Below are 22,411 nucleotides of genomic sequence, written 5' to 3'. Positions count from 1 at the left end.
GACCGAAAGGCCACCCCTGGCCTCATATGAGACCGGGTCCCGAGTCGCACACGGTTCCGTATTCCGTACGCGACCGGAGTCCGGTTCCCTCGTACGGTCGGCCAGAGGCGGGAGGCGCGGTGCGACAACGGCATGCGTCGCAAGACGCCCGCCGGGCCCGGGAGTTCAAGGCGTTCGTCGCGGGCGCGGCCGGGCGGCTGCTGCATGCCGCGACGCTCCTCACGGCGGAGGCCCCGGACGACAACCCGCGCGCGCGGCGTCTGCTCACGCTGTCGCTGGCGCACACGTACGCGTGCTGGGACGGACTGCACGGCGAGGACCCGTACGACCGCACCCGCCAGTACCTGGCCACCCGCTTCGCCCGCGGCGCGTGGCACCAGTACGGCGGCCTGTTCGGCGCCCGCCCCCATCCCTCCTGCCCGCTGGCCGGCCTGAGCCCGCAGGAGCGGCTCATCCTGGTCCTGAGGCTCTACGAAGGGGTCGCCGAGGAACAGACCGCGGCCCTCCTCGGGCTGCCGACGGAACGCGTCCACACCATCTGCGACCGCGCGACGGCGACACTGCTCCACCCGCCACGGGGCCCGGCCCCGACGGTGGGCGGGGCGAAGGTGGCGGCGTCATGAGGAGGCCGGGGCGGACCGGCGGCCCCGACGGAGGGCGGGGTCGAGGTGGCGGCGTCATGAGAGGGCCGGGGGGAGCGGCGGTGCAGCGGCCCGAGCGGGTCATGACGAGGCCGGGGCGGATCGGCGGCCCTGCCGGAAGGGGGCGGCGGTGAATCGGCCCGAGCGGGAGGCCGCGGTGCGGCGGGTCATGGACCAGGTGCCGCCGCTGGTGCCGCCGGAACTGCACGACGAGGTGGTGCGCCGGGGTGCCCGGATGCTGCGGCGCAGGCGGGCGGCCCGCCGCGTGCTGTGGTTCCTGCTGTTCGCGGCGAGCGTGGCCTTCGTGGTGTGGGCGGTGACGGCCCGCCCCTGGGTGGAGCCGCCGTCGACGACGACTCCACCGCTGACCGACTGGTGAGCGGGCCGGACTAGCGGCCCAGTGCCTGCTGGAGGTCCTCCAGCAGGTCGTCGACGTTCTCGATGCCCACCGACAGGCGCACCAGGTCGGCGGGCACCTCCAGGGCGCTGCCCGCCACGGACGCGTGCGTCATGCGGCCGGGGTGCTCGATCAGGGACTCGACGCCGCCCAGGGACTCGCCCAGCGTGAAGATCTTGGCGCGGTTGCAGACCTCGACGGCCGCCTCCTCGCCGCCCTCGACCTGGAACGACACCATGCCGCCGAACGCGCGCATCTGCTTGGCGGCGACCTCGTGCCCGGGGTGGTCCTCCAGGCCCGGGTAGAGGACCTTCGTCACGCGCGCGTGCCGGGTCAGCATGTCGGCGACCTTCGTGGCGTTCTCGCTGTGCCGGTCCATGCGCACCGACAGCGTCTTGGCGCCGCGCAGCACCAGCCAGGAGTCGAAGGGCCCGGCGACCGCGCCCATGGCGTTCTGGTGGTAGGCCAGTTCCTCGCCGAGCGCCTCGTCACCGACGACGAGCGCACCGCCGACGACGTCCGAGTGACCGCCCATGTACTTGGTCAGGGAGTGCACGACGACGTCGGCGCCGAGCGCCAGCGGCTGCTGGAGGTACGGCGTGGCGAAGGTGTTGTCGACGACGAGCCGCGCGCCCGCGTCCCGGGCGATCTGCGCGACGGCGGCGATGTCGGTGATGCCGAGCAGCGGGTTGGAGGGGGTCTCCACCCACACGGCCTTGGTCTTCGGGGTGATGGCGGCCCGTACGGCGGCGGGGTCGCTGGTGTCGGCGACCGACCACTCCACGCCCCAGCGGGCCACGACCTTGGCGAAGAGGCGGAACGTGCCGCCGTACGCGTCGTTGGGGATGACCACGTGGTCGCCGGGGCTGAGCAGCGTACGCAACAGGCAGTCCTCGGCCGCCAGTCCGGACGCGAACGCGAGACCCCGGCGGCCGCCTTCGAGGGCGGCGAGGTTCTCCTCCAGGGCGGTGCGGGTGGGGTTGGCGCTGCGGCTGTACTCGTAGCCGCCGCGGAGCCCGCCGACGCCGTCCTGCTTGTAGGTGGAGACCTGGTAGATCGGCGGGACGACCGCGCCGGTCAGGGGATCGGCGGTGTTGCCCGCGTGGATCGCGAGGGTCTCGAAGTGCTGACTGATGTGCCTGTCGCTCATGGGCCCCGAGCGTAGTCCGCATTCCGGACCGATGTCGGCGATGAGGTGTCCATGGCGCCTGCTGCGGAGTCGCCGGGACGGGTTGTCCACAGGCCCGGGGGCCTGGTTGGCCAATTGTCGGCGGCGTCTGGAACGCTTGTGGCATGGAGATTCTCTGGGTCCTGGTGGCCGTGGTCATGCTGGGCTTCGTGGTGCTGCCCGTCCTGAGGCGCCGACGGGGCATGATCGAGCAGGTCCCGCCGGGCCACCCCGACGCCGCGGACCCGGCGGACTACGGTTTCGTACGGCAGGAGGAGCTGGACGTCCGGATGCCCGGCCCCGACCAGGACCTGCTGGACGTCCTGGACCTGGTGCAGCGCACCCAGGACTACCGCGCGGCCTCCCAGCTCCTCGCCGGCACCGAGGCGGCGGGCGAGCCGCGCTGGCAGCGGGTGCAGGCCTTCGCGGGCGCGGCCTCCCTGGAGCTGGCGCGGCGGCCGGGCGGGGTGAGCGAGACGCCGGGCGGCCAGTGGCTGCGGGTGTGGCGGGCCGAGGCGCCGAAGGACGCAGGCGGCGCGGCGGTGCACGCGGAGTTCCTGGTGCAGCAGGCATGGCGGACGGCGACGCCGGGCACGGACGACTTCCGGATCATCATGGAGGAGGCGAAGGCGGCGTGCGGCGAGGCGGCGCTGCTGGCTCCGGGTGATCCGATCCCGTACATCGTCGAGCTGTCGGTGGCGCGCGGACTCGCTTACTCCCGTGAGGAGTTCGAGCAGCTCTGGCTGAAGATCCTGGACCGCGCGCCGGCACACATGGGCGCGCATCTGGCGGCGCTGCACTACTGGTGCGAGAAGTGGCACGGCTCGCGCGAGCAGGCGATGTCCTTCGCGGAGGCGGCCGCGGCCCGCGCACCTCAGGGCTCCCTCCTCTCCGCGATGCCGCTGTTCGCGGTCTTCGAGCACCTGCCCGAGGTCAACCTGGTCGCCGGCTTCTATCAGAGCGAGGTCGTGACGAAGGCGATACACGGCGCCCTGCACGCCGTGCACTCCGCCCGCGCGGACGACCCGATGCTGGCGCACGTGCGGCACATGCTGGTCTTCTTCCTGGTCCGCGGCGAGCGTTGGGCGGAGGCCATGAACCAGCTCCTCCACATCGACGGCCATGTGGGCGCCCTGCCGTGGACCCTGTCCCCCGACCCGGCGGCGGAGTTCGCGGTCTACCGGGCGCTGGCGGTGGCGGGCTACGAGGCGAACGGCGGCAGCCCGGCGACGCTTCCGCACTGAGAGCCTCGGGGGAAACGGCCGGAATCCCACGAACCGACGGGGCGTTGTCGCACCTGCCGCCGCATCGACGACGCGAGAAGGAGCCCGACCATGCTGTTCGGCCGTACGCCCGTCCTGCCCACCGCCGAACAGGCGCTGCAGGGCCGCCCCGAGCCGCTGTTCCGTCTCCCCGACCATCACACCGTGCTCGGCACCCCGCTCCTGGGCCCCTACCCCGAGGGCCTGGAGATCGCCGACTTCGGCATGGGCTGCTTCTGGGGAGCCGAGCGCACGTTCTGGCAGCTCCCGGCCGGCGTTTACACAACGCTGGTCGGCTACCAGGGCGGCCACACCGAGAACCCCACCTACGAGGAGGTGTGCTCGGGCCTGACCGGCCACACGGAGGTGGTCCGCGTGGTCTTCGACCCGGCCGTCCTCCCGTACGACCGCCTCCTGAGGACCTTCTGGGAATCCCACGACCCCACCCAGGGCTTCCGCCAGGGCAACGACGTGGGCACCCAGTACCGCTCGGCGATCCACACCCACACCCCCGCCCAGGCCGAAACGGCAGTGTCCTCCCGCGACACCTACCAGAAGGCCCTGACGGCCTCGGGCCACCGCCGCACGATCACCACGGAGATCCTCCCGGCGGAGGACCGTCCGTTCTACGCGGCCGAGGCATATCACCAGCAGTACCTCGACAAGAACCCGGCGGGGTACTGCGGCATCGGTGGGACCGGGGTGTCGTGTCCGATCGGTGTCACCCGGGCCGAAGGCTGACGTCGCTACCTGCGCTGGGACTGCCCGCTGCTACGTCCTCGCCAAGGCCGACGCAATGGGTCCGAGCCGTCGGAGTGAAGCGGCACCAGATAATCGCGTCCGTGGACGTGAGATCTGACTTCGCGCTGAGGCTGCAGCTGGACCATGTGGCCGAGCAGGCCGGTGACCCCGAGGTCAAGGACGCCCTGGAAGCGGTCGTCCGGCACATGAACAGTGGCAGAAGCCCCTACCGGGGTGGCAGCACGCTCGTCACCCTGTTGAAGGAAGTGCGTTCAACCGCGGCCTCGTTGGACGAATGGCAGGTCGTGCGCCTCGTGCAGGACTCCCTGGACTACGCCGAAGGACGCATCCTCCGACCGGACTTCGAAGAGCGGTACCGGCTCTTCCAACGGTCGGCGGAACCTCTCAGCTCGCATCAGGACTACCTGGCACGAACCCTCTCCGCGACGCTCGCCTTCTTCACGCAGCTCGGCGACGCATACCTGGCTCAGCATCCCGACGCGGGCGCGACCGAAGTGCTCACCCATGTGAAGGGCACCGCCCAGGACGCGCGTTACATGCAGCAGTCGCAGGAACGGACCGGTCGTTATCGCATCCTGCGGGGCAGCGCCGAGGTGGCGGCCTGGCTTGAGCAGGTCTTCCAGGAGCGGGTGGACGTGGAGGACCCGGAAGCCACCGCCCGCCGCATCGTGATGTCGCCGGAGTCCCTCGAGGTTCTGGCGGCGGACCGAGACGGGCAACTCCTGCTGCGCGCCGCGGAGGTCCAGCGGCGCCGGCGGGGTCTCAAGGCGCTGCGTACGGCGGTGGAGGATCCCGGAGCGAGCGAGCGAGATCTGCAGCGTGCCCTGGACGGCCAACACTGGATCTTCGGCGGACAGTTCGTGAGCCAGGCGGTCCAACGGAGGCTGGTGCCGGGCGATGAGGTCGACATCCCTCTGATACGTGGGGACGGCGCGCTGCACATCGTCGAGCTGAAGCGCTCCATGAGCCTCAAGGGCTCCCTCGTCAAACGACACCGCGGCTGTTGGGTGCCGACGGCCGAGGTCCACGATGCGGTGAGCCAGGCGGTGAACTACCTTGTGGGACTGGACGAACACCGGCAGCGCATCAGAGACGAACTCGGCATCGAGACGCGCCGGGCGAGCGCGCTGGTACTGATCGGACACCCGTCCGTACAACCGGACGTGGCCGAGGAGAACATCAACGAAGCCCTGCGCACCCTTAACACCCACATGAGTCGCGTCGAGGCCGTGACGTACAAGGAGTTGGTGGACAACGCGGAACGGGCGCTGGGAGGTTGGCGGTGAGGGATGGCTGAGGGACTGTCGTCCGGTGCCGCGGCAACACTACGGGCGCTGTTGTCCGGATCGGATCCGGTGAGCAGGGCGTTGCTGGCCCAGGTTCCCCATGCACGGGTGGTGGGGCGGTGCGGGTGTGGTTGCGTGACGGTCGATCTGGAGGTGGACCGTACGGCGGCGGAACCCGCGCCGGTGCACGGCAACCCGGTCGTGGAAGCCGCGTACACCCACCCGTACTCGGCCGGGCTGATTGTCTTCACCGAGGACGGCTACCTCTCGCTCCTGGAGATCTACTCGGTGTCCGACGAACCGATCAGCGCATGGCCGGACCCTCGCTTCATCGAGCGGTGAGCCTTGCCCGCCAGTTCATGGATCATGGCGGCGTGGATGCTCTCACCCCCTACCAACAGTCTCTGCGCGACCGGCTCCTCGCCGCCCCCGTGCTGCCCGCGCCAGCACCCTGGCAGCCGGTCTTCTCCCCGCGTCACGCTTCCTGCGCACCGGTCGGCGGGCTGCTCGGCATCGGGTTCGCGACGCATCCCGACAGTGGGAACGACCTGGTCATGGTCGTCTCGCACGACGGCCACGGGCTCTTCGACGCCGTCAGCGGGGAGAAGATCGCCCGGGACCGGGATCCCGACGACGAGGACTGGACCCCGGACGGTACCGCCGACCTGACCTGCCCGGGGCTCGGTCCGGTCGCCGGTACCAGGGTGCACGTCGCCGGGCTCTACGGCGGTGGGCTGCACATGACGGCCGCCGGCGGATGGGGACTTGAGGTCGTGTACCCCGCCTGGCCCCACGAGCGGGTCCTGCTCACCCACGGCAGCGGCATGCCGCACCGGGAACCGCACGGCGACGGATGGTGGCACGTCTTCCACTCGCACTACAGCGAGCTACGGGCCGTCGGCTTCTCCCCCTCCGGCCGCACCCTCGCCGTCGCCACCAGCAGCGACCTCACCCTCTGGACCCGCGCCACCTGAAAGCCCCGACGCGGAAAATCAGTGGTCGCCCCTCATCCCCCGACCCCACGCTGTACGCCATGGAAGTACCCCAGCACCAGATCCGCGCCGTCCACACCCCGTCCACCGTCACCGTCTACCAGGCCTACTCCCCCGCGATCGGCCTCCCCGCCGCCCGCGACGGACGTTTCCCCGCCGCCTGGAAGCGCGACCGCATGACCTGGATCAAGCCCAGCTTCCTGTGGATGATGTACCGCTGCGGGTGGGGCACCAAGGAAGGCCAGGAGACCGTCCTGGCCGTGGAGATCACCCGCGACGGCTTCGAGTGGGCGCTGCGGAACTCGTGCCTGTCGAGCTACGTCCGCGAGGTCCACCCCGACCGGGCCACCTGGCAACGGCAGCTGAAGCGCGCCCCGGCCCGCGTGCAGTGGGACCCCGAACGGGACCTGCGGCTGCGTCCCCTGCCGTACCGCTCCCTGCAACTCGGCCTGTCCGGCGAGGCGGCCCGGCGTTATGCCGACGAGTGGACGGTGGCCATCAGCGACGTGACGCCGCTCGCACATGAGATCTCTGCCCTGGTCAAGGACGGCGATCTCGGCTCCGCGGCCCGGCTACTGCCGCCCGAGCGCCCCTTTCCCACCCCGGAGTGAACACAGGCAGGCAGGAAGCGCGCTCAGCGTCATCCCGGTCGCCCCGATCCACAGCGTGGCCGCCGGACCGACCGTCGAGCCCGCCGCCCCGCCCAGCAGCCCGCCCAGCGGAATGCCGCCCCAGGACACGAAACGGGCCGTCGCACTCATCCGGCCCAGCAAGTGGTTGGGCGTCAGGGCCTGTTGAAGGCTCGATTGCGCCACGACACGGACGACCCCACCCAGGGAGAGCGCCGCAAGGCCCAGTGCCGCCACGTACACGCTCCAACCCGGTCGCGCCATCGGCATCAAGGCCGTCAGCGGGCAGGTCACCAAGGGGGCCAGCCAGATGACCCGGCCCTGCCCCACGCGCGCCGCGACCCGCCCGGCCATCAGCGCGCCCAGCAACGCACCACACCCCATCCCGGACAGGACAAGGCCGACGCCGAACGAGGCGAGGCCCAGCTCCCGGGCAAGGTGAACCATCAGCATGGTCTGGTACATGGCCAGGGAGAGGTTGAAGACGGCGTCCCCGAGAACGGTCGCGCGCAGGGCGGGATGGTCCAGGACGAATCTCACGCCCTCTCTGATCTCCCGTCCCAGCCGCGGGTGTTCACGGGGCACCGCCCTCGGTTCGCGGGTCCGGATGCCCGTCGCCAGCAGCCCCGACACAGCCATGCCCGCCGCACTCACCAACAGCGTCGCGGGCGCGCCCACCGCACCGATGAGGGGACCCGCCATCGCCGGCCCGCCGACGCTGGTCACCGAACGGATAGCGGAGAGCGCCGAGTTGCCCTCGACGAGCCGTTCGCGCCCCACCAGCTGCGGCAGCCAACTGACGTACGCGACATCGAAGAAGACGGTCAGCACGCCATGCACGAGGGCCACCGCGTAGAGCCACCAGACGGTCAGCACGCCCGCCCACCACGCCACCGGGATCGTCAGCAGGGCCAGCGCCCTGGCCAGATCGGTGCCGATCACCACCGGTCGTTTCCGCACCCGGTCCACCCACGCCCCCGCCGGCAGCCCCACCAGGAGCGAGCCCAGCGTGGTCATGGCGGTCAGCAGCCCGACCTGGAACTCGTCCGCCCGCAACGCCACGATCGCGACCAGCGGCAGCGCCAGAAAGAGGACGCGATCGCCGAGCTGCCCCAGCGCGGTGGCGGCGAACAGACGCCGGAAATCCGGCTCGCGGAGCAGCCCGGAGGTGGCAGCCGTGAGCGACGATGCGGTCGGCGTACGACTCATCCGATGTCGGCCTTGAACTCGTACACGACTTCCCGGCATCCGTCCGGGATGACCATGTCCGCGGTCTCCACCGGGCGTCCGCCGGTGTCGTAGAGGGTCCGCTCGATCAGCAGCACCAGGTCCCCCGCTGCGATACCCAGCAGATGCGCCTGCGCCGGGGTCGCGCGAGCCGGACGCGGAAGTTCTGCGACGGTCTCGACCTGTACGCCGATCGAGCGCATCCGCGCCACCACGCCCCGGCCGGCCAGTGGACCTCGCTCGGGCAGCGTGACCGGCGTTCCGTCCGTGATGGCCAACGGCTCCCAGGATTGCGAAAGTTGCACGGGCCGGCCGTCGGCGAGGAACTCGTAGTGCGTGGTGACGCAGAGGTCGCCGGGAGCGATGGCCAGCCGCTCGGCGATCGGCTCGGGCGCGGGGACGCCCGTCTCGCTGTGCGCGTCCCAGGAGTTGACCCTGCCACGCTCCTCCGGAACGGCCCACCCGCGGTGCCGGGAGCGGATCATCCGGAGGCGTTCGCGCGGTGTGCGGACGTAGGTGCCGGAGCCCGTGCGGCCTTCGAGCAGGCCCTCGGCGATCAGCCGGTCGACGGCCCGCTGTGTGACGTTGCGTCCGACGCCGTACTCCTCGGCGAGCCGTGCCCGCGACGGAAGCCGGCCGCCGACGGCCCACTCCCCCGCGAGGATCCGCGCACGCAGCGCGTCGGCCACGGCGAGGTAGGGCGCTGGTCGGGGCATCTGCGACTCTCCGGGTGCCGGCTCTCCAGGACGTCGGAAAGCTACTGCACCGCGCGAAAGCTACTGGAGCAGGAGCATCCCCGGTCACCGGCCCTCAGACCCGCTCCGCCAGGAACTCCTCCCACGTCCGCTTGCCCTTCTCCGCCCCTTCCAGCGTGAGGTTCGCCCCCGCCCGATAGGCCTTCCCGGCCTTCCCCGGAATCCGGACCGGCAGCCTCAACCGACGCCGTGCGCCCCGGCGTTCGAGGTAGGGCCGGGCCAGCTCGGCGATGTCGTAGGCCTGCGGGCCCGCCATGTCCGGGACCCGGCCCGCGGGCTCCCCCAGCGTCAACTCGACCAGCCTTGCCGCCACTTCCGCCGAGTCGACCGGCTGGAGGCGCAGGCCGCCCGGTACCGGCAGGACCGGGAGCTTTGTCATCTTCTCGATCATCGTCAGGGTCAGGTCGTGGAACTGGGCCGCCCGCAGGGTCGTCCAGGGGATGCCCGAGTCGGCGATCGCCCGCTCCGAGTCCAGCTTGGTGCGCAGCCAGGCCAGCGGGACGCGGTCCGCGCCGATGACCGAGATGTAGACGACGTGGCGGACTCCGGCCGCCCGGGCCGCCCGTATCAGCGTGCGGGTCGCCTCGTCGTCGCCCTTGGGGCCGCCGGCGAGATGGAGGACCGTGTCGACACCGGCCAGTGCCGCGTCGACGCCCTCGCCCGTCATCAGGTCGCCGGTGACGTACTCGACCCCGTCCCCGCCCCGGCGCTCACGGCGGCTGAGGACCCGCACCGTGCGGCCCGCCGCCCGCAGCAGCGGGACGGCGTGGCCGCCCAGGGTGCCCGTGCCACCGGTGACGAGGATGGTTTCCGCCTGCTTCATGACTGCTCCCGTTTCGTCGAGCCAACTGCCTTCGGCGGTATGACGCGGCGGGCCGGAGCGATGTGACAGGCGGGAGATGTTTTTTCGTCGGCGAGTGACTCAGACCGTGCGGTGACTCAGACCGTGCGGTGACTCAGATCGTCGCCGTGTCGATCACGAACCGGTACCGGACGTCGCTCGCCAGCACCCGCTCGTACGCCTCGTTGATCTCCGAGGCGCTGATCAGCTCGATCTCCGCACCGAACCCGTGCTCCGCGCAGAAGTCCAGCATCTCCTGGGTCTCCTGGATGCCGCCGATACCGGAACCGGCGAGGGTCTTGCGGCCGCCGATCACCGAGAAGAGGTTGAGCTTGACCGGCTCCTCCGGGGCGCCGACGTTCACGAAGGCGCCGTCCGTCTTCAGCAGGGACAGGTAGGCGTCGAGGTTCAGCGGGGCCGAGACCGTCGACAGGATCAGGTCGAAGGTGCCGGCCAGTTCCTTGAAGGTCGCCTCGTCGCTGGTGGCGTAGTAGTGGTCGGCGCCCAGCTTCAGACCGTCGTCCTTCTTGCGCAGGGACTGGGAGAGGACGGTCACCTCGGCGCCCAGCGCGTGCGCGATCTTCACGCCCATGTGGCCGAGGCCGCCCATGCCGAGGATCGCGACCTTCTTGCCGGGGCCGGCGTTCCAGTGCTTGAGCGGGGAGTACGTGGTGATGCCCGCGCAGAGCAGGGGCGCGGCCTCGTCGAGGGAGAGGCCGTCGGGGATGCGGACGACGTACTTCTCGTCCACGACGATCTTCTCCGAGTAGCCGCCGTACGTGGGCTCGCCGTCCTTGCCGACGGCGTTGTACGTGCCGACCATGCCGCCGCCGGTGCAGTACTGCTCCAGGCCGGCCTTGCAGTTGTCGCACTCCCGGCAGGAGTCGACCATGCAGCCGACGCCCACCCGGTCGCCGACGGCGTACTTGGTGACGCCGGGGCCGACCTCGGAGACGACGCCCGCGATCTCGTGGCCGGGGACCATCGGGAAGATCGCCTCGCCCCAGCCCTCACGGGCCTGGTGGATGTCGGAGTGGCAGATGCCGGCGAACTTGATGTCGATCAGGACGTCGAACTCGCCGACCGGGCGTCGCTCGATGGTGGTCCGCTCCAGCGGAGCCTTCGCGGCGGGGGCGGCGTACGCGGCAACGGTGGTCATGCGGGGTTCTCCTAGCGAGAGAGGGTCGTGCCCGGCTGCCTTCCGGCCGGGCACGATGTCCAGCGTGCCCGAGCGATCGCTGTTCACCCAGGTCACAGCTCTGCGTACGTTCGCTGGTCCTACTACTGGCGGGGACAGGATGGTGGACGTACGACCGTGAATACTTGACGTATGGACGAGAGAGCCGAGAGGGCAGGGGAGCAGGGCGGAGCCGGTGGCACGCTGGACCGGCGGGCCGAGCTCAGCGAGTTCCTGCGCACCCGGCGGGCCCGGCTGAAGCCGGAGGACGTGGGGCTGCCGGACTTCGGGCGGCACCGGCGGGTGCCGGGGCTGCGGCGCGAGGAGCTGGCACAGCTGGCGGGCGTCTCGGTGGCGTACTACACGCGCCTGGAGCAGGGCAACGGGCGGAACGTGTCGGCGGAGGTCCTCGACGCCATCGCCCGCGCGCTGCGGCTGAGCGACGCCGAGCACGCGCACCTCACCCATCTCGCGAAGCCGAAGCAGCACAAGAAGAAGCAGACGGCGCGCACGGAGCAGGTGCGCGGGGCGCTGGGGCAGCTGCTGGACGCCATGGAGGGCGTCCCGGCGTACATCACCGGCCGGCGTTCCGACATCCTCGTCTGGAACCGGATGGCCGCGGCCGTCTTCGGCGACTGGTCGGAGCTGCCGGCGCAGGAGCGGAACTGGGCGCGGCTGGTGTTCCTGCGGCCCGAGTACCGCGACCTGTTCATGGAGTGGGACCAGAAGGCGTACGACATGGTCAGCTTCCTGCGCATGGACGCGGGCTGCCACCCCGACGATCCGCGCCTCGCCGCCCTCGTCGGTGAACTCTCCGTCAAGAGCGAGGACTTCAGGCGGCTGTGGGCCACCCACGACGTCAAGGAGAAGAGTTACGGCGTCAAGCACCTGATGCACCCGCTCGTCGGCGAACTCACCCTGAACTTCGAGTCGTTCCACCTGGCGGACGGCACGGACCAGGCCCTGATCACCTACTCCGCCGAGCCGGGCTCCCCGTCCGCCGACGCCCTGCGCCTGCTGGCGAGCTGGGGCACGGACGCGACCCGGGCGGGCCAGGACTCGGCGGCACCCCAGACCCGCCCCCGCACCTGACCCCTGCGCGCCTCACGCCCGCCCCCGCACCTGACCCCGGCGCCTCACCCCCACCCCCGCGCCTGACCCCCGCGCCTCACCCCCGGTACGGGGGCGCCACCCCCCAGCCCCACGCGGGCACCGGCTGCTCCGCCGGCGGCTTGGCGTCCGGGCCGGAGAAGTACACGGCGAGCCGCGTGCCCCACTCCAGGTAGGCCAGGAACGCCGAGCGGAACTCGGCGTCCGTCGGCAGGCCCGCCTCGTCCGCCGCGTCCTGGATCAGGTTCACCCAGCGGCGCCGCTGCGGCTCGGTGATGCCGCGCCCCATGTGCTTGGCGACCATGTGACCGTGGCCGCCCTGGGTCTCGGAGTAGGTCGCCGGGCCGCCGAAGACCTCCCCGAGCCACATCGCCACATGCGAGGCGTGCTCGGGAGCGAGCCCCGCGAAGACGGGGGCCAGCAGGTCGTCCTTGAGGACCTTCTCGTAGAACACCGACGTCAGCCGCGCGAAGGCCTCCTCGCCGCCCGCCCACGCGTACAGAGTGGGCACGGCCGCGCCGGTCCCCCGTACCGCCGTCGGCTTGTAGTGCCGCATCTCCTCGATGTCACCGACGTAGGGACGGATCTCGGCGAGGAAGTCGGCGAACAGCTCGGACTTGCGGAAGCCCTCGACGTGGTCGTGCGTGGACGTCCAGGTGATGCGCAGGACGTAGTGCTCGAAGTCCTCCTCGCAGCGGGCGAGTTCGTAGTCGACGCACTGCGGGGCCGCTGCCAGCTGCGCCGCGGCGCGGGTGTAGGCGGACAGGAACTCGGCCGAACGGTCTTCCGGGATGCGGTAGCGGATGTACTCGACGGTCTCTGCGGTCATGCCCCCACACAAACACGCCCCGCGCGCCGGACGCTGCCGCTCCGCCTGACAGGTGCGTACGGGCTCTCTCCTGGCCCGCGGACAGCCTTCTCATCCTTCTCTTATTTCAGCCTTATCCAGCCATCACGCGCCGTACCTAGCTTGCGGCCATGTTCTTCACCTACCTGAGGCGCGAACTGCGCCGCCGCAGAAAGGCGGCCCTCGTCGTCGCCTCCGGGCTCGCTCTCGGCATCGCACTGGTCATCGTGGTCAACTCCGTGTCCTCGGGGATGGGCAAGGCCCAGGACAAGGTCCTGGAGTCCCTCTACGGCCTCGGCACGGACATGACGGTCACCAAGGCCGCCCCCGCGCAGTCGGGCGACAACGCGCAGCAGCGCCCGCGCTTCAACTTCGACGCGCAGGACAGCGACTCCGACGCGGAACAGAGCAGCGACATCGTGATGCCGCAGGGCTTCCAGACGCTCGCCGCCTCCACCGTCACCAAGGTCGGCGAGCAGAACGGTGTCTCGGACGCCGTCGGAGGTCTGAGCCTCCAGGTCATCAAGGTCAACGGCCAGTTCACCCGCGGCCAGTTCCAGCAGAACGGCGACGGCGGCCGGCAGGGCGGTCCCGGCGGGGGTACGGGCCAGCCCCAGGGCGAGGTCCAGGGCGGCGGCGCGAACTTCGACGTCAACAACTACTCCGTCTACGGCACCGATGTCACCAAGCTGACCGCCGGCCCGCTGACCTCCTCCAAGATCACCAGCGGTCGTACGTTCAAGCCGACGGAGACCGACGCCAAGGTCGTCGTCGCCGACTCCGCGTACGCCAAGGAGAAGGAGCTCAAGGTCGGCTCCACGGTCACGATCAAGAAGGTCAAGTTCAAGGTGATCGGCATCGCGACCGCGGACAGCGGTGACGCGGCCGCCAACCTGTACATCCCGCTCAAGCAGGCGCAGACGATCAGCGACCAGAAGAACAAGGTCACCACGATCTACGTCAAGGCGACCGACTCCCAGCAGATCGGCACCGTCAAGTCGACCATCCAGAAGAACATCTCCGGTACGACGGTGACGACCTCCGCCGACCTCGCCGACACCGTCTCCGGCTCCCTCTCCACCGCCTCCGACCTCGCGACCAGCGTCGGCAAGTGGCTGTCGATCGCGGTCCTGGTGGCCGCGTTCCTGGTCGCCGGCCTGCTGACGTCCTCGGCGGTCTCCCGCCGGGTGCGCGAGTTCGGCACGCTCAAGGCCCTCGGCTGGCGCTCGGGCCGGGTCACCCGGCAGGTGGTCGGCGAGGCGATGGTCAACGGCCTCCTCGGCGGCGCCCTGGGCATCGCCCTGGGCCTGGCGGGCGCGTACGTCGTCACGGCCATCAGCCCGACGCTGGAAGCCCAGTTGGGTGGGGGTGGCGGCGGGGGCAATGGCCCCGGCGGCTTCGGCGGCCCCGGTCGCCAGGCGGCGGCCAGGACGCTGGACGTGGCCCTGACGGCTCCCGTGAGCGCGACGACGGTGGCGATCGCGGTGGGCCTGGCGGTGGCGGGCGGTCTGATCGCGGGCGCGTTCGGCGGCTGGCGGGCGTCGCGGCTGAGGCCGGCGGACGCGCTGCGCCGCGTCGAGTAGCGCTGCGATCGCCGACCAAGGGGCGCGGGGAACTGCGCGGCCAGCCCCCACAGACCCGCAGCCGAAAACGATCCGTACCACCCCCGAACCTCTTCAGGAGTCACCGTGTACGAACTCAAAAGCGTCACCAAGCGCTACACCCGAGGCAAAGAAACCGTGGACGCCCTCGCCGGCGTGGACCTCACCATCGCCGACGGCGACCGCCTGGTCATCCAGGGCCCCACAGGTGGCGGAAAATCCACCCTTCTCCAAATGCTCGGCGGCCTGGACAAGCCCACGGCCGGCGAAGTCGTCCTGGACGGAACCGATTTGGCGAGGCTGTCCGAGGCCAAGCTCACCAAGGTCCGCAGCGAGAACATCGGTTTCGTCTTCCAGAGCTTCAATCTCATCCCCACCCTCACCGCCCAGGAGAACGTGGAGACGGCCCTCGTCCCGCTCGGCGTCAAGGTCAAGGACCGCAGGGAGCGAGCCGCGGAGGCCCTCAGGTCGGTCGGCCTCGGCGAGCGCCTGGCGCACCTCCCCTCCGAGATGTCCGGAGGCCAGCAGCAGCGCGTCGCCATCGCCCGCGCCCTCGTCAAGCAGCCCAAGGTGCTGCTCGCCGACGAGCCGACCGGCAACCTCGACGAGTCGATGCGCGACGAGATCATGGACGTACTCGAACGCATGTGGAAGGAGCTCGGGCTGACGTTCATCATGGTCACGCACGACTCCGCGATCGCGAGGAAGGCCCCGCGGCTGGCCACCATTCGCAAGGGAAGGATCACGGTGAAGGAGAACGCGAGTTCGTGATCGGGAGAATGCGAACTTCTGATTATGAGCATCGCGTAACAGTCCGAGGCTGTGCGTCACCTGTCCCTTGAGGCGCCTGATCACCCCCCGGCATACTGCCTATTCCGGGGGGTGCACGTTTGTCTGTGCGGGACCACCCCCGGCCGGGTGACGGGGAAATTCACCCGGACCATCAGCAAGGGGGAATCTTGCGCAGACAAGTGAAAAGAGTTTGTGCTGCCACCGTGGCCACGGGGGCGGCGGTCGCTCTCGCCGCGGGCATGACCAGCCCGGCGGCGGCGAAGCCGGAGGCTCAGGCACATCCCGCGGGCTGGTCGAGCCAGCCCTTCAGCACTCATCACCGCATCACCCTGATCACGGGTGACCGGGTCGCCGTCGACGCCAAGGGGCGGGTCGTCGGCGTGGAGCGGGCCAAGGGACGGGAGCACATACCCTTCCAGGTCCGCAAGGCCGACGGGCACACCCTGGTGATACCGGGTGACGCGGTCCGTCTGGTCGCCGCCGGCAAGCTGGACCAGCGCCTGTTCGACGTCACCGAGCTCAACAAGTCCGACACCCGCAAGTCGCAGGCCAAGGGCCTGAAGGTGATCGTCGGCTACAAGGGCGCCGCCACCGGCGCGAAGGACGACGTCCGTGACGCGGGCACCCTGCGCCGCACCCTGAAGACGCTCAACGCGGACGCGGTGCAGACGTCGACGAAGCAGACGCCGGAGCTGTGGGACGCCGTCACCAACGGCGACAAGACGGCCTCGGGCATCGCGCACGTCTGGCTCGACGGCATCTCCAAGGCCAGCCTCGACAAGTCCGTCCCGCAGATCGGCGCCCCGAAGGCCTGGGCCGCCGGCTATGACGGCAAGGGCATCAAGATCGCCGTCCTGGACACCGGTGTCGACGCCACGCACCCGGACCTCAAGGACCAGGTGATCGACAGCAAGAACTTCTCCACGGCCGCCGACGCCACCGACCACTTCGGCCATGGCACGCACGTCGCGTCCATCGCGGCGGGCACCGGCGCCAAGTCCGGCGGCAAGTACAAGGGCGTCGCACCCGGTGCCAAGATCCTCAACGGCAAGGTCCTCGACGACGAGGGCTCGGGCGACGACTCCGGCATCATCGCCGGCATGGAGTGGGCGGCCGCGCAGGGCGCCGACGTCGTCAACCTCAGCCTCGGCCGCGGGGACACCCCGGGCGTCGACCCGCTGGAGGAGACGGTCAACAGGCTCTCCGCCGAGACGGGCACGCTCTTCGCGATCGCGGCGGGCAACGGCGGTCCGGAGTCGATCGGCGCGCCGGGCAGCGCGGAGGCCGCGCTCACCGTCGGCGCCGTCGACAAGCAGGACAAGCTGGCCTACTTCTCCTCCACCGGCCCGCGCGTCGGCGACGGCGCGATCAAGCCGGACGTGACCGCGCCGGGCGTGGACATCACGGCCGCCGCCGCCAAGGGCAGCGTCATCGACCAGGAGGTCGGTGAGAACCCGGAGGGCTACCTGCCGCTCTCCGGTACGTCGATGGCGACGCCGCATGTGGCGGGCGCGGCGGCGATCCTGAAGCAGGAGCACCCGGACTGGACGTACACCGAACTGAAGGGCGCCCTCACGGGCTCCACGAAGGGCGGCAAGTACACCCCGTTCGAGCAGGGTTCGGGCCGGATCCAGGTCGACAAGGCCATCAAGCAGACGGTGATCGCCGACCCGGTGTCGGTGAGCTTCGGTACGCAGCAGTGGCCGCACACCGACGACACGCCGGTCACCAAGAAGCTGACGTACCGCAACCTCGGTACGGCGGACGTCACGCTGAAGCTGTCCTCGACGGCCACCAACCCCACGGGCGCGGCGGCTCCGGCGGGCTTCTTCAAGCTCGGCGCCACCTCGGTGAAGGTCCCGGCGGGCGGCACGGCCTCGGTGGACTTCACCGTCAACACCAAGCTGGGCGGCACGGTCGACGGCGCGTACTCCGCGTACGTGACGGCGACGGGCGGCGGCCAGACGGTGCGTACGGGCGCGGCGGTGCAGCGTGAGGTGGAGTCGTACGACCTCACCGTCAAGCACATCGACAAGGACGGCAAGCCGGCCCCCGACTACAACACCGTCGCGTTCGGGTACACGGGGCTGGCCAAGGACCGCGCCTACCAGGTGACGGTCGACGAGTCCGGCACCACCACGATGCGGCTGCCCAGGGGCACCTACGTGCTGGACGCCTGGATCGCCAAGGACTGGGCCAACTTCGAGGGCGGCCTCGACTGGGTGATGCAGCCGAAGCTGAGCCTGACCAAGAACCGCTCGGTGACGATCGACGCCCGTAAGACCAAGGCGGCCGACATCACGGTGCCGGACGCCACGGCCACGCCGCTGTCCGCGATGATCAGCTACTTCTACGAGCCCGCGCTGCTGCCGGTCGGCGTCAACCTGGACTCCTTCGCGAACATCCGGATCGCGGCCCTCGGTGCCGATGTCACGGGCGGCCTGACCCAGACCTGGTACGGGCAGTGGGCCAAGGGCGCGAACGCCGAGTACAACGTGGCGACCCAGGCCAAGGTCAAGCACCTGGTGGGCGACAAGGCCAAGCACTACAAGGCGAGCGACTTCGCCACGGTCAAGGCCGCCATGGGTGCCCCGGCGAGCGGCAAGACCGGTGCGATCAGCCCGTGGGGCGAGCTGCCCGAGGACGGTGTCTTCGGCACGGTCGTCGAGCAGAAGCTGCCGAGCACCCGCACGATGCTGGTGTCGACGGGTGACCAGATCAAGTGGGGCCTGGACTTCCTGCAGTACGGGGCAGCCAAGGACGAGCAGGGCAACGCGATCCCGGAGGCCGGCTACACGCTGGGGAACCCGCAGACCTTCAAGGCGGGGACCACGTACAAGAAGACCTTCAACACCGCGGTCTTCGGCCCGCACATCAGCAAGGACTACGGCGTCTTCCGCGAGGGCAACTACCTCTACGGGGCGCTGCCGCTGTTCGCGGACGGGGCGCAGCACTCGGGCTCGTCGGAGTTCACCTCGGTGAAGACCGAGCTGTACCGCAACGGCACGAAGGTCGGCTCCAACCAGGACCCGCTCTTCGGTGAGGTGTTCACGGTTCCCGCCGCGAACGCCGAGTACAAGCTGACGTCGTCCGTGAAGCGGAGCGTCAAGCTGGCGGCGGCCTCGACGCGGATCGACGTGAGCTTCACGTTCCACTCGAAGAAGGCGGCCAACGACGACCAGGTGACGCTGCCGGCCTCCACGGTCCGCTTCAACGCCAAGACCGGCCTCGACAGCCGCGTCAAGGCGGGCGAGACGGTGAAGATCCCGGTCACCGTCGAGGGCGCGGCCAAGGGCTCCAACCTCAAGTCCCTGACGGTGTACGTGTCGTACGACTACGGCCAGACCTGGAAGAAGGTCGCGGTCACGGGCGGCAAGATCACCGTGAAGAACCCGGACGCGGGCAAGGCCATCTCGTTCCACGCCAAGATCACCGACAAGAAGAACAACAAGTCGACGGTCTCGATCTACAACGCGTACTACGGCAAGTAGTCCGCGCGGCACCGGCTCGAACTGAACACCGGCGGCATCTTCCGGTTGCGGAGGGTGCCGCCGGTGTACTTTCCTGGAAGAAGCCCCCGCCACGGCGGGCACCGTGACAGGGGCTTCGGCTCAACAGGAGCTTTGGTGGGAGGTCCCTAGTTGCTCGGGGGACCTCCCGCTACCTGGTGAGCAGCCAGAGGTGAGTCCCGTGCCGGGTAGTACCGGCGACTCCCTTACGTGAGGCAAAAGTTGAGGGCGGCCACCTGTTCAGGTGACCGCCCTCCATCTGTGTACGTCAGGTGTCCGGCGTCAGACCGCCGACCCCGCCTTCCAGTCCGCCCAGCTCAGGTTCCAGCCGTTGAGGCCGTTGTCCGGGGCCACCGTCTTGTCGCCGGTGTTCTTGACGATCACGACGTCGCCGATGATCGAGTTGTTGTAGAACCAGTAGCCGGCCGTGCCCTTGTCGTTGGCGCCCTTGGTGTCGGAGAGGCCCACGCAGCCGTGGCTGGTGTTGACGCTGCCGAAGATGGACTTCGCGCCCCAGTAGTTGCCGTGCACGAAGGTGCCGGAGTTGGTGAGGCGGATGGCGTGCGGCACGTCCTTGATGTCGTACTCGCCCTTGCCGTCGTTGTCGGTGAAGCCCACGGTCGCGCCGTTCATGCGCGTCTCCTTGAACTTCTCCGACATCACCATGATGCCCTCGTACGTCTTGTTCTCGGGAGAGCCCGCGGAGATCGGGATCGTCTTGATCGTCTTGCCGTCCTGCGTGACCTTCATCTGCTTGGTCTTCGCGTCGACGTAACTGATCTGGTTGCGGCCGATCTTGAAGGTGACCGTCTTCTGCTGGACGCCGTACACGCCCTTCGCGCCCTCGACACCGTCGAGCGCGAGCTTCAGCGTGACGGTGGAGTTCTCGGTCCAGTAGTCCTCGGGGCGGAAGTCGAGGCGGTTGGCGTTGAACCAGTGCCCGACGACCTCCTGGCCGCTGGAGGAGGAGACGGTGATGCCCTTCTGGACGGCCGCCTTGTTGGTGATCGCCTTGTCGAAGTTGATCGACACCGGCATGCCGACGCCGACCGTGGCGCCGTCGTCCGGCGTGAAGTAGCCGAGGAAGCTGTTGGACGGGGAGACCGTGGTGAAGGACGCGTTCTCGTGGGCGACGCGGCCCTCGGAGTCCTTCGCCTCCGCGTTCACCTTGTAGGTGGTCGACCGCTCCAGCTGGGCGCTGGGCTTCCAGCTGGTCTTGTCCGCGGATATCTCGCCGCTGACCGCGGCGCCGTCGGCGGTGGTCATCTTGACCTCGGTGAGCGTGCCCTTGCTCACGGTGACGGCCGCGGAGTTGTTGATGGAGGCGTTCTCGGAGCCGTCCTTGGGCGTGATCTTGATGTCGGCCTCGGACGTCTTCTTGGCCGCGGCCTCGTCGGCCTTGGCCTGTGAGGTGTCCTTGCTGCCGCTGCCGGAGGCGTCGTCGTCGCCACCGGAACAGGCCGAGAGCACCAGCACTCCGCCGAGCAGTGCGGACGCGACCGCCAGGCCCCTGCGCCGCTTACTGACCGTCATCACACGCTTCTCCATCGTTGCCGATTCCCCAAAGAGCCGGGAGTCTCCGTCGAACCCGAGCGTCGAACCCGAGTCGAGCCCGAGAGCCCACCCGGAAGTCGAACCCGAGATTCCCGTCAATGAAACCTAAACGCTACGACCGGTTCGTCCCGTTCCACATTCTCGGAACGTGTGGGGCACACCACGTCCGCCGTGGCGGGTGGTGCGCAGCTCGGTCCGTGCGCCCCCCATGAGACGACGAAACCCCGGACGGCGGTTGCCACCCGGGGTCGCAAGTTCCCCAAGAGTGCTCAGCCGACCGCCTCTTCCTCGTCGTCCGCGTCCTCATCATCCTCGTCGAGGTCCCACTCCGGCGAATCCGGGTCGTAGTCGATCCGCTCGCTGGACCAGGAGGCCTGCACGAGCTCGACCCCGGGCACCTCGCTGACCAGGTCGAACGGGTCGACGAGATACGCGAGGGCCTCCGCGGTGTCTTCCGTCACAGCGCCCTCGGCGTGCGCCTGCTCGTCGGCCGGCATCTCGGGATCCTCGGCGATCCGCTCCAACGCGGCCTTGGTGACGGCGTCCTCGTTGTCGATCTCCACCACCAATTCCACCCGAAGCCGCACAAACCGTGAAGTCTCTTCAGTGCTCATGCACCGGAGAGTACGGCCCTTTTCTCCCGTGACTTTCCCGTGACCCGCGCCTTTCACTAACATCGGCCCACACGGCCAATTCGCCAGCGCCACAAGGGGATCGATATTCCGTGTCATCCGCTCGCCGTCCGTTGCTGACCGCCACCGCCGCGGGCACGCTCCTGTGTGCCCTGTGGTTCGTCCCGTCCGCGGGTGCGACCCAGGAGGAACCGGCGAGATCGCAGGTCACGCAGCAGGCCAGGGTGACCACCGTCACCACCCAGGACACCGCCGAAGGCACCCGTCTCGCCGACACCGGAAGCTTCGACACGACCCCGTACGTGGTCGGCGGCACGGCGTTCCTCGCGCTCGGCGCCGGCTTCGTCACGTACTCGGTACGTCGGGAACGTCACGGTTTTTGAATCGACTTGACGGACGTTTGACCAAAACCTCATAGTCCGCTCATGAAGAGATCATCGGGGGCCCGTACAGGCGCCACGCTCGCGGTGAGCGCGCTGTCGCTCGCCCTCATCACCGGCTGCTCCGACAGCGGCTCGGACGACGCCAAGGGCACCGACGCCAAGGAGTCCGCCGCCGCCTCGTCGGCGCCGGCCGCGAAGGCACTGACCTCCGCCGAGCTGGAGAAGCTGCTGCTCGCCAAGGGCGACGTCAAGGACTTCGAGGCCGAGTCGGGCGACGACACCCTGCCCAAGTCCAAGAGCGAAGTGAAGACCGACAAGGCGGCCTGCGACCCGCTGGCCTGGGCCACGGCCGCGCTGGCCCCGGGCGACACGGACGCGAACGCCAGCAACACCCTCACCGCGAAGCCCTCGGCGGCCTCCAAGGACCCGTCGAAGCTCACGGACGCCGACATCGAGAACGCCTTCGACGTCAGCATCACGTTCGTCGGCCTGTCCTCCTACGACGGCGACGGCGCCGAGAAGGCCGTCAAGGCCGTCTCCGACGGTGTGACGGCCTGCTCCGGCGGCTACGGCCTCAAGGCCGAGGACGAGAGCTCCAAGGTCACCAAGGTCAGCACGGCGAAGAGCTCCGGCGCCGGTGACGAGTCGGTGGCGTTCGCCGAGGACGTCGACATGGACGGCGAGGGCACGGCCACGTTCCTCACCGAGGTGGTCCGCAAGGGCAACACCGTCGCCACGTTCTACTCGGTCAACCTGGCCGCGATCGGCAAGGGCGGCAAGACCGAGATCCCGGCCGAGCTCGTCAAGGCCCAGGTCGCGAAGCTGAAGTAACCGAAGCAGGCAGCA

Annotated in this window: 22 protein-coding genes; 14 read left to right on the top strand and 8 right to left on the bottom strand. The window is 69.7% G+C overall.

The window, feature by feature from the left end:
* Positions 1–119: 119 nt before the first annotated feature.
* Both ACFUO4_RS21330 and ACFUO4_RS21325 read left to right on the top strand, forming a co-directional pair.
* Complete coding sequence (locus ACFUO4_RS21330) at positions 120–623, top strand: sigma factor-like helix-turn-helix DNA-binding protein (protein ID WP_383486925.1); 504 nt, start codon at positions 120–122, stop codon at positions 621–623.
* A gap of 148 nt (positions 624–771) precedes the next feature.
* Entirely contained in the window at positions 772–1,020 is a 249-nt protein-coding gene (locus ACFUO4_RS21325) for a hypothetical protein (RefSeq protein ID WP_079310973.1), read from the top strand.
* A gap of 10 nt (positions 1,021–1,030) precedes the next feature.
* Here ACFUO4_RS21325 and ACFUO4_RS21320 read toward each other — a convergent pair whose 3' ends face one another.
* Positions 1,031–2,188 (bottom strand): cystathionine gamma-synthase, encoded by a 1,158-nt coding sequence (locus tag ACFUO4_RS21320; RefSeq protein ID WP_383486920.1) that lies wholly within the window; start codon positions 2,186–2,188, stop codon positions 1,031–1,033.
* Positions 2,189–2,331: 143 nt separating this feature from the next.
* On the opposite strand from ACFUO4_RS21320, the gene ACFUO4_RS21315 reads away from it, so the two are divergent.
* The 6 genes from ACFUO4_RS21315 to ACFUO4_RS21290 all read left to right on the top strand — a co-directional run bounded on the left by ACFUO4_RS21315 (position 2,332) and on the right by ACFUO4_RS21290 (position 7,119).
* Positions 2,332–3,450 carry a hypothetical protein gene (locus tag ACFUO4_RS21315; RefSeq protein WP_383486917.1) on the top strand — a complete coding sequence of 373 codons (1,119 nt, stop codon included), beginning with the start codon at positions 2,332–2,334 and terminating at the stop codon, positions 3,448–3,450.
* Between the two features lie 90 nt (positions 3,451–3,540).
* Entirely contained in the window at positions 3,541–4,209 is a 669-nt protein-coding gene (msrA, locus tag ACFUO4_RS21310) for a peptide-methionine (S)-S-oxide reductase MsrA (RefSeq protein ID WP_383486914.1), read from the top strand.
* A 101-nt stretch (positions 4,210–4,310) separates the two neighbouring features.
* A complete protein-coding gene (locus tag ACFUO4_RS21305) occupies positions 4,311–5,516 on the top strand; it encodes a Shedu anti-phage system protein SduA domain-containing protein (protein WP_383486911.1) in 1,206 nt (401 codons plus the stop codon).
* 135 nt (positions 5,517–5,651) lie between these two features.
* Positions 5,652–5,858: a hypothetical protein gene (locus ACFUO4_RS21300; RefSeq protein ID WP_079310976.1), complete on the top strand. Its 207-nt coding sequence runs from the start codon at positions 5,652–5,654 to the stop codon at positions 5,856–5,858.
* A 17-nt stretch (positions 5,859–5,875) separates the two neighbouring features.
* Positions 5,876–6,490: a hypothetical protein gene (locus tag ACFUO4_RS21295; protein ID WP_383487893.1), complete on the top strand. Its 615-nt coding sequence runs from the start codon at positions 5,876–5,878 to the stop codon at positions 6,488–6,490.
* Positions 6,491–6,549: 59 nt separating this feature from the next.
* The gene (locus ACFUO4_RS21290) at positions 6,550–7,119 is read left to right on the top strand and encodes a DUF4291 domain-containing protein (protein WP_383486907.1); all 570 of its coding nucleotides are present in this window, start codon (positions 6,550–6,552) and stop codon (positions 7,117–7,119) included.
* Here ACFUO4_RS21290 and ACFUO4_RS21285 read toward each other — a convergent pair.
* From ACFUO4_RS21285 to ACFUO4_RS21270, 4 genes are all read right to left on the bottom strand, one after another.
* The gene (locus tag ACFUO4_RS21285) at positions 7,081–8,346 is read right to left on the bottom strand and encodes an MFS transporter (RefSeq protein WP_383486904.1); all 1,266 of its coding nucleotides are present in this window, start codon (positions 8,344–8,346) and stop codon (positions 7,081–7,083) included. The two genes, ACFUO4_RS21290 and ACFUO4_RS21285, sit on opposite strands and share 39 nt — an antisense overlap.
* Complete coding sequence (locus ACFUO4_RS21280) at positions 8,343–9,080, bottom strand: GntR family transcriptional regulator (RefSeq protein WP_383486901.1); 738 nt, start codon at positions 9,078–9,080, stop codon at positions 8,343–8,345. Before ACFUO4_RS21280 ends, ACFUO4_RS21285 begins: the two co-directional genes overlap by 4 nt.
* A gap of 94 nt (positions 9,081–9,174) precedes the next feature.
* Positions 9,175–9,942: an SDR family oxidoreductase gene (locus ACFUO4_RS21275; protein WP_383486898.1), complete on the bottom strand. Its 768-nt coding sequence runs from the start codon at positions 9,940–9,942 to the stop codon at positions 9,175–9,177.
* 133 nt (positions 9,943–10,075) lie between these two features.
* Complete coding sequence (locus ACFUO4_RS21270) at positions 10,076–11,119, bottom strand: NAD(P)-dependent alcohol dehydrogenase (protein ID WP_079310979.1); 1,044 nt, start codon at positions 11,117–11,119, stop codon at positions 10,076–10,078.
* 171 nt (positions 11,120–11,290) lie between these two features.
* On the opposite strand from ACFUO4_RS21270, the gene ACFUO4_RS21265 reads away from it, so the two are divergent.
* Positions 11,291–12,229: a helix-turn-helix domain-containing protein gene (locus ACFUO4_RS21265; protein ID WP_383486895.1), complete on the top strand. Its 939-nt coding sequence runs from the start codon at positions 11,291–11,293 to the stop codon at positions 12,227–12,229.
* A gap of 76 nt (positions 12,230–12,305) precedes the next feature.
* Here the strand turns inward: ACFUO4_RS21265 and ACFUO4_RS21260 are convergent, their stop codons facing one another.
* Positions 12,306–13,076, bottom strand: a complete 771-nt coding sequence (locus ACFUO4_RS21260; RefSeq protein WP_079313125.1) for a group II truncated hemoglobin — start codon at positions 13,074–13,076, stop codon at positions 12,306–12,308.
* A gap of 149 nt (positions 13,077–13,225) precedes the next feature.
* Here ACFUO4_RS21260 and ACFUO4_RS21255 point away from each other — a divergent pair, with 149 nt between their 5' ends.
* From ACFUO4_RS21255 to ACFUO4_RS21245, 3 genes are all read left to right on the top strand, one after another.
* Complete coding sequence (locus tag ACFUO4_RS21255) at positions 13,226–14,677, top strand: ABC transporter permease (protein WP_079313127.1); 1,452 nt, start codon at positions 13,226–13,228, stop codon at positions 14,675–14,677.
* Between the two features lie 105 nt (positions 14,678–14,782).
* A complete protein-coding gene (locus tag ACFUO4_RS21250) occupies positions 14,783–15,466 on the top strand; it encodes an ABC transporter ATP-binding protein (RefSeq protein WP_079311691.1) in 684 nt (227 codons plus the stop codon).
* A 260-nt stretch (positions 15,467–15,726) separates the two neighbouring features.
* On the top strand, positions 15,727–18,978 hold the full coding sequence (locus ACFUO4_RS21245; protein ID WP_383487890.1) for a S8 family serine peptidase: 3,252 nt from the start codon (positions 15,727–15,729) through the stop codon (positions 18,976–18,978).
* A gap of 300 nt (positions 18,979–19,278) precedes the next feature.
* Here the strand turns inward: ACFUO4_RS21245 and ACFUO4_RS21240 are convergent, their stop codons facing one another.
* Both ACFUO4_RS21240 and ACFUO4_RS21235 read right to left on the bottom strand, forming a co-directional pair.
* Complete coding sequence (locus ACFUO4_RS21240; protein ID WP_079311692.1) at positions 19,279–20,544, bottom strand: Ig-like domain-containing protein; 1,266 nt, start codon at positions 20,542–20,544, stop codon at positions 19,279–19,281.
* 275 nt (positions 20,545–20,819) lie between these two features.
* Positions 20,820–21,164, bottom strand: a complete 345-nt coding sequence (locus ACFUO4_RS21235; protein WP_079311693.1) for a hypothetical protein — start codon at positions 21,162–21,164, stop codon at positions 20,820–20,822.
* A gap of 110 nt (positions 21,165–21,274) precedes the next feature.
* Between ACFUO4_RS21235 and ACFUO4_RS21230 the strand changes: the two genes are divergently transcribed.
* Both ACFUO4_RS21230 and ACFUO4_RS21225 read left to right on the top strand, forming a co-directional pair.
* Positions 21,275–21,565 carry a hypothetical protein gene (locus tag ACFUO4_RS21230; RefSeq protein WP_079311694.1) on the top strand — a complete coding sequence of 97 codons (291 nt, stop codon included), beginning with the start codon at positions 21,275–21,277 and terminating at the stop codon, positions 21,563–21,565.
* A 42-nt stretch (positions 21,566–21,607) separates the two neighbouring features.
* A complete protein-coding gene (locus tag ACFUO4_RS21225; RefSeq protein ID WP_383486888.1) occupies positions 21,608–22,396 on the top strand; it encodes a hypothetical protein in 789 nt (262 codons plus the stop codon).
* Positions 22,397–22,411: the final 15 nt, after the last annotated feature.

The organism is Streptomyces sp. NPDC057280, from assembly GCF_042668605.1.
Lineage (GTDB): Bacteria > Actinomycetota > Actinomycetes > Streptomycetales > Streptomycetaceae > Streptomyces.
The sequence above is the reverse complement of the archived record's forward strand: the minus strand, read 5'-3'. Positions and strand labels throughout refer to the sequence as shown.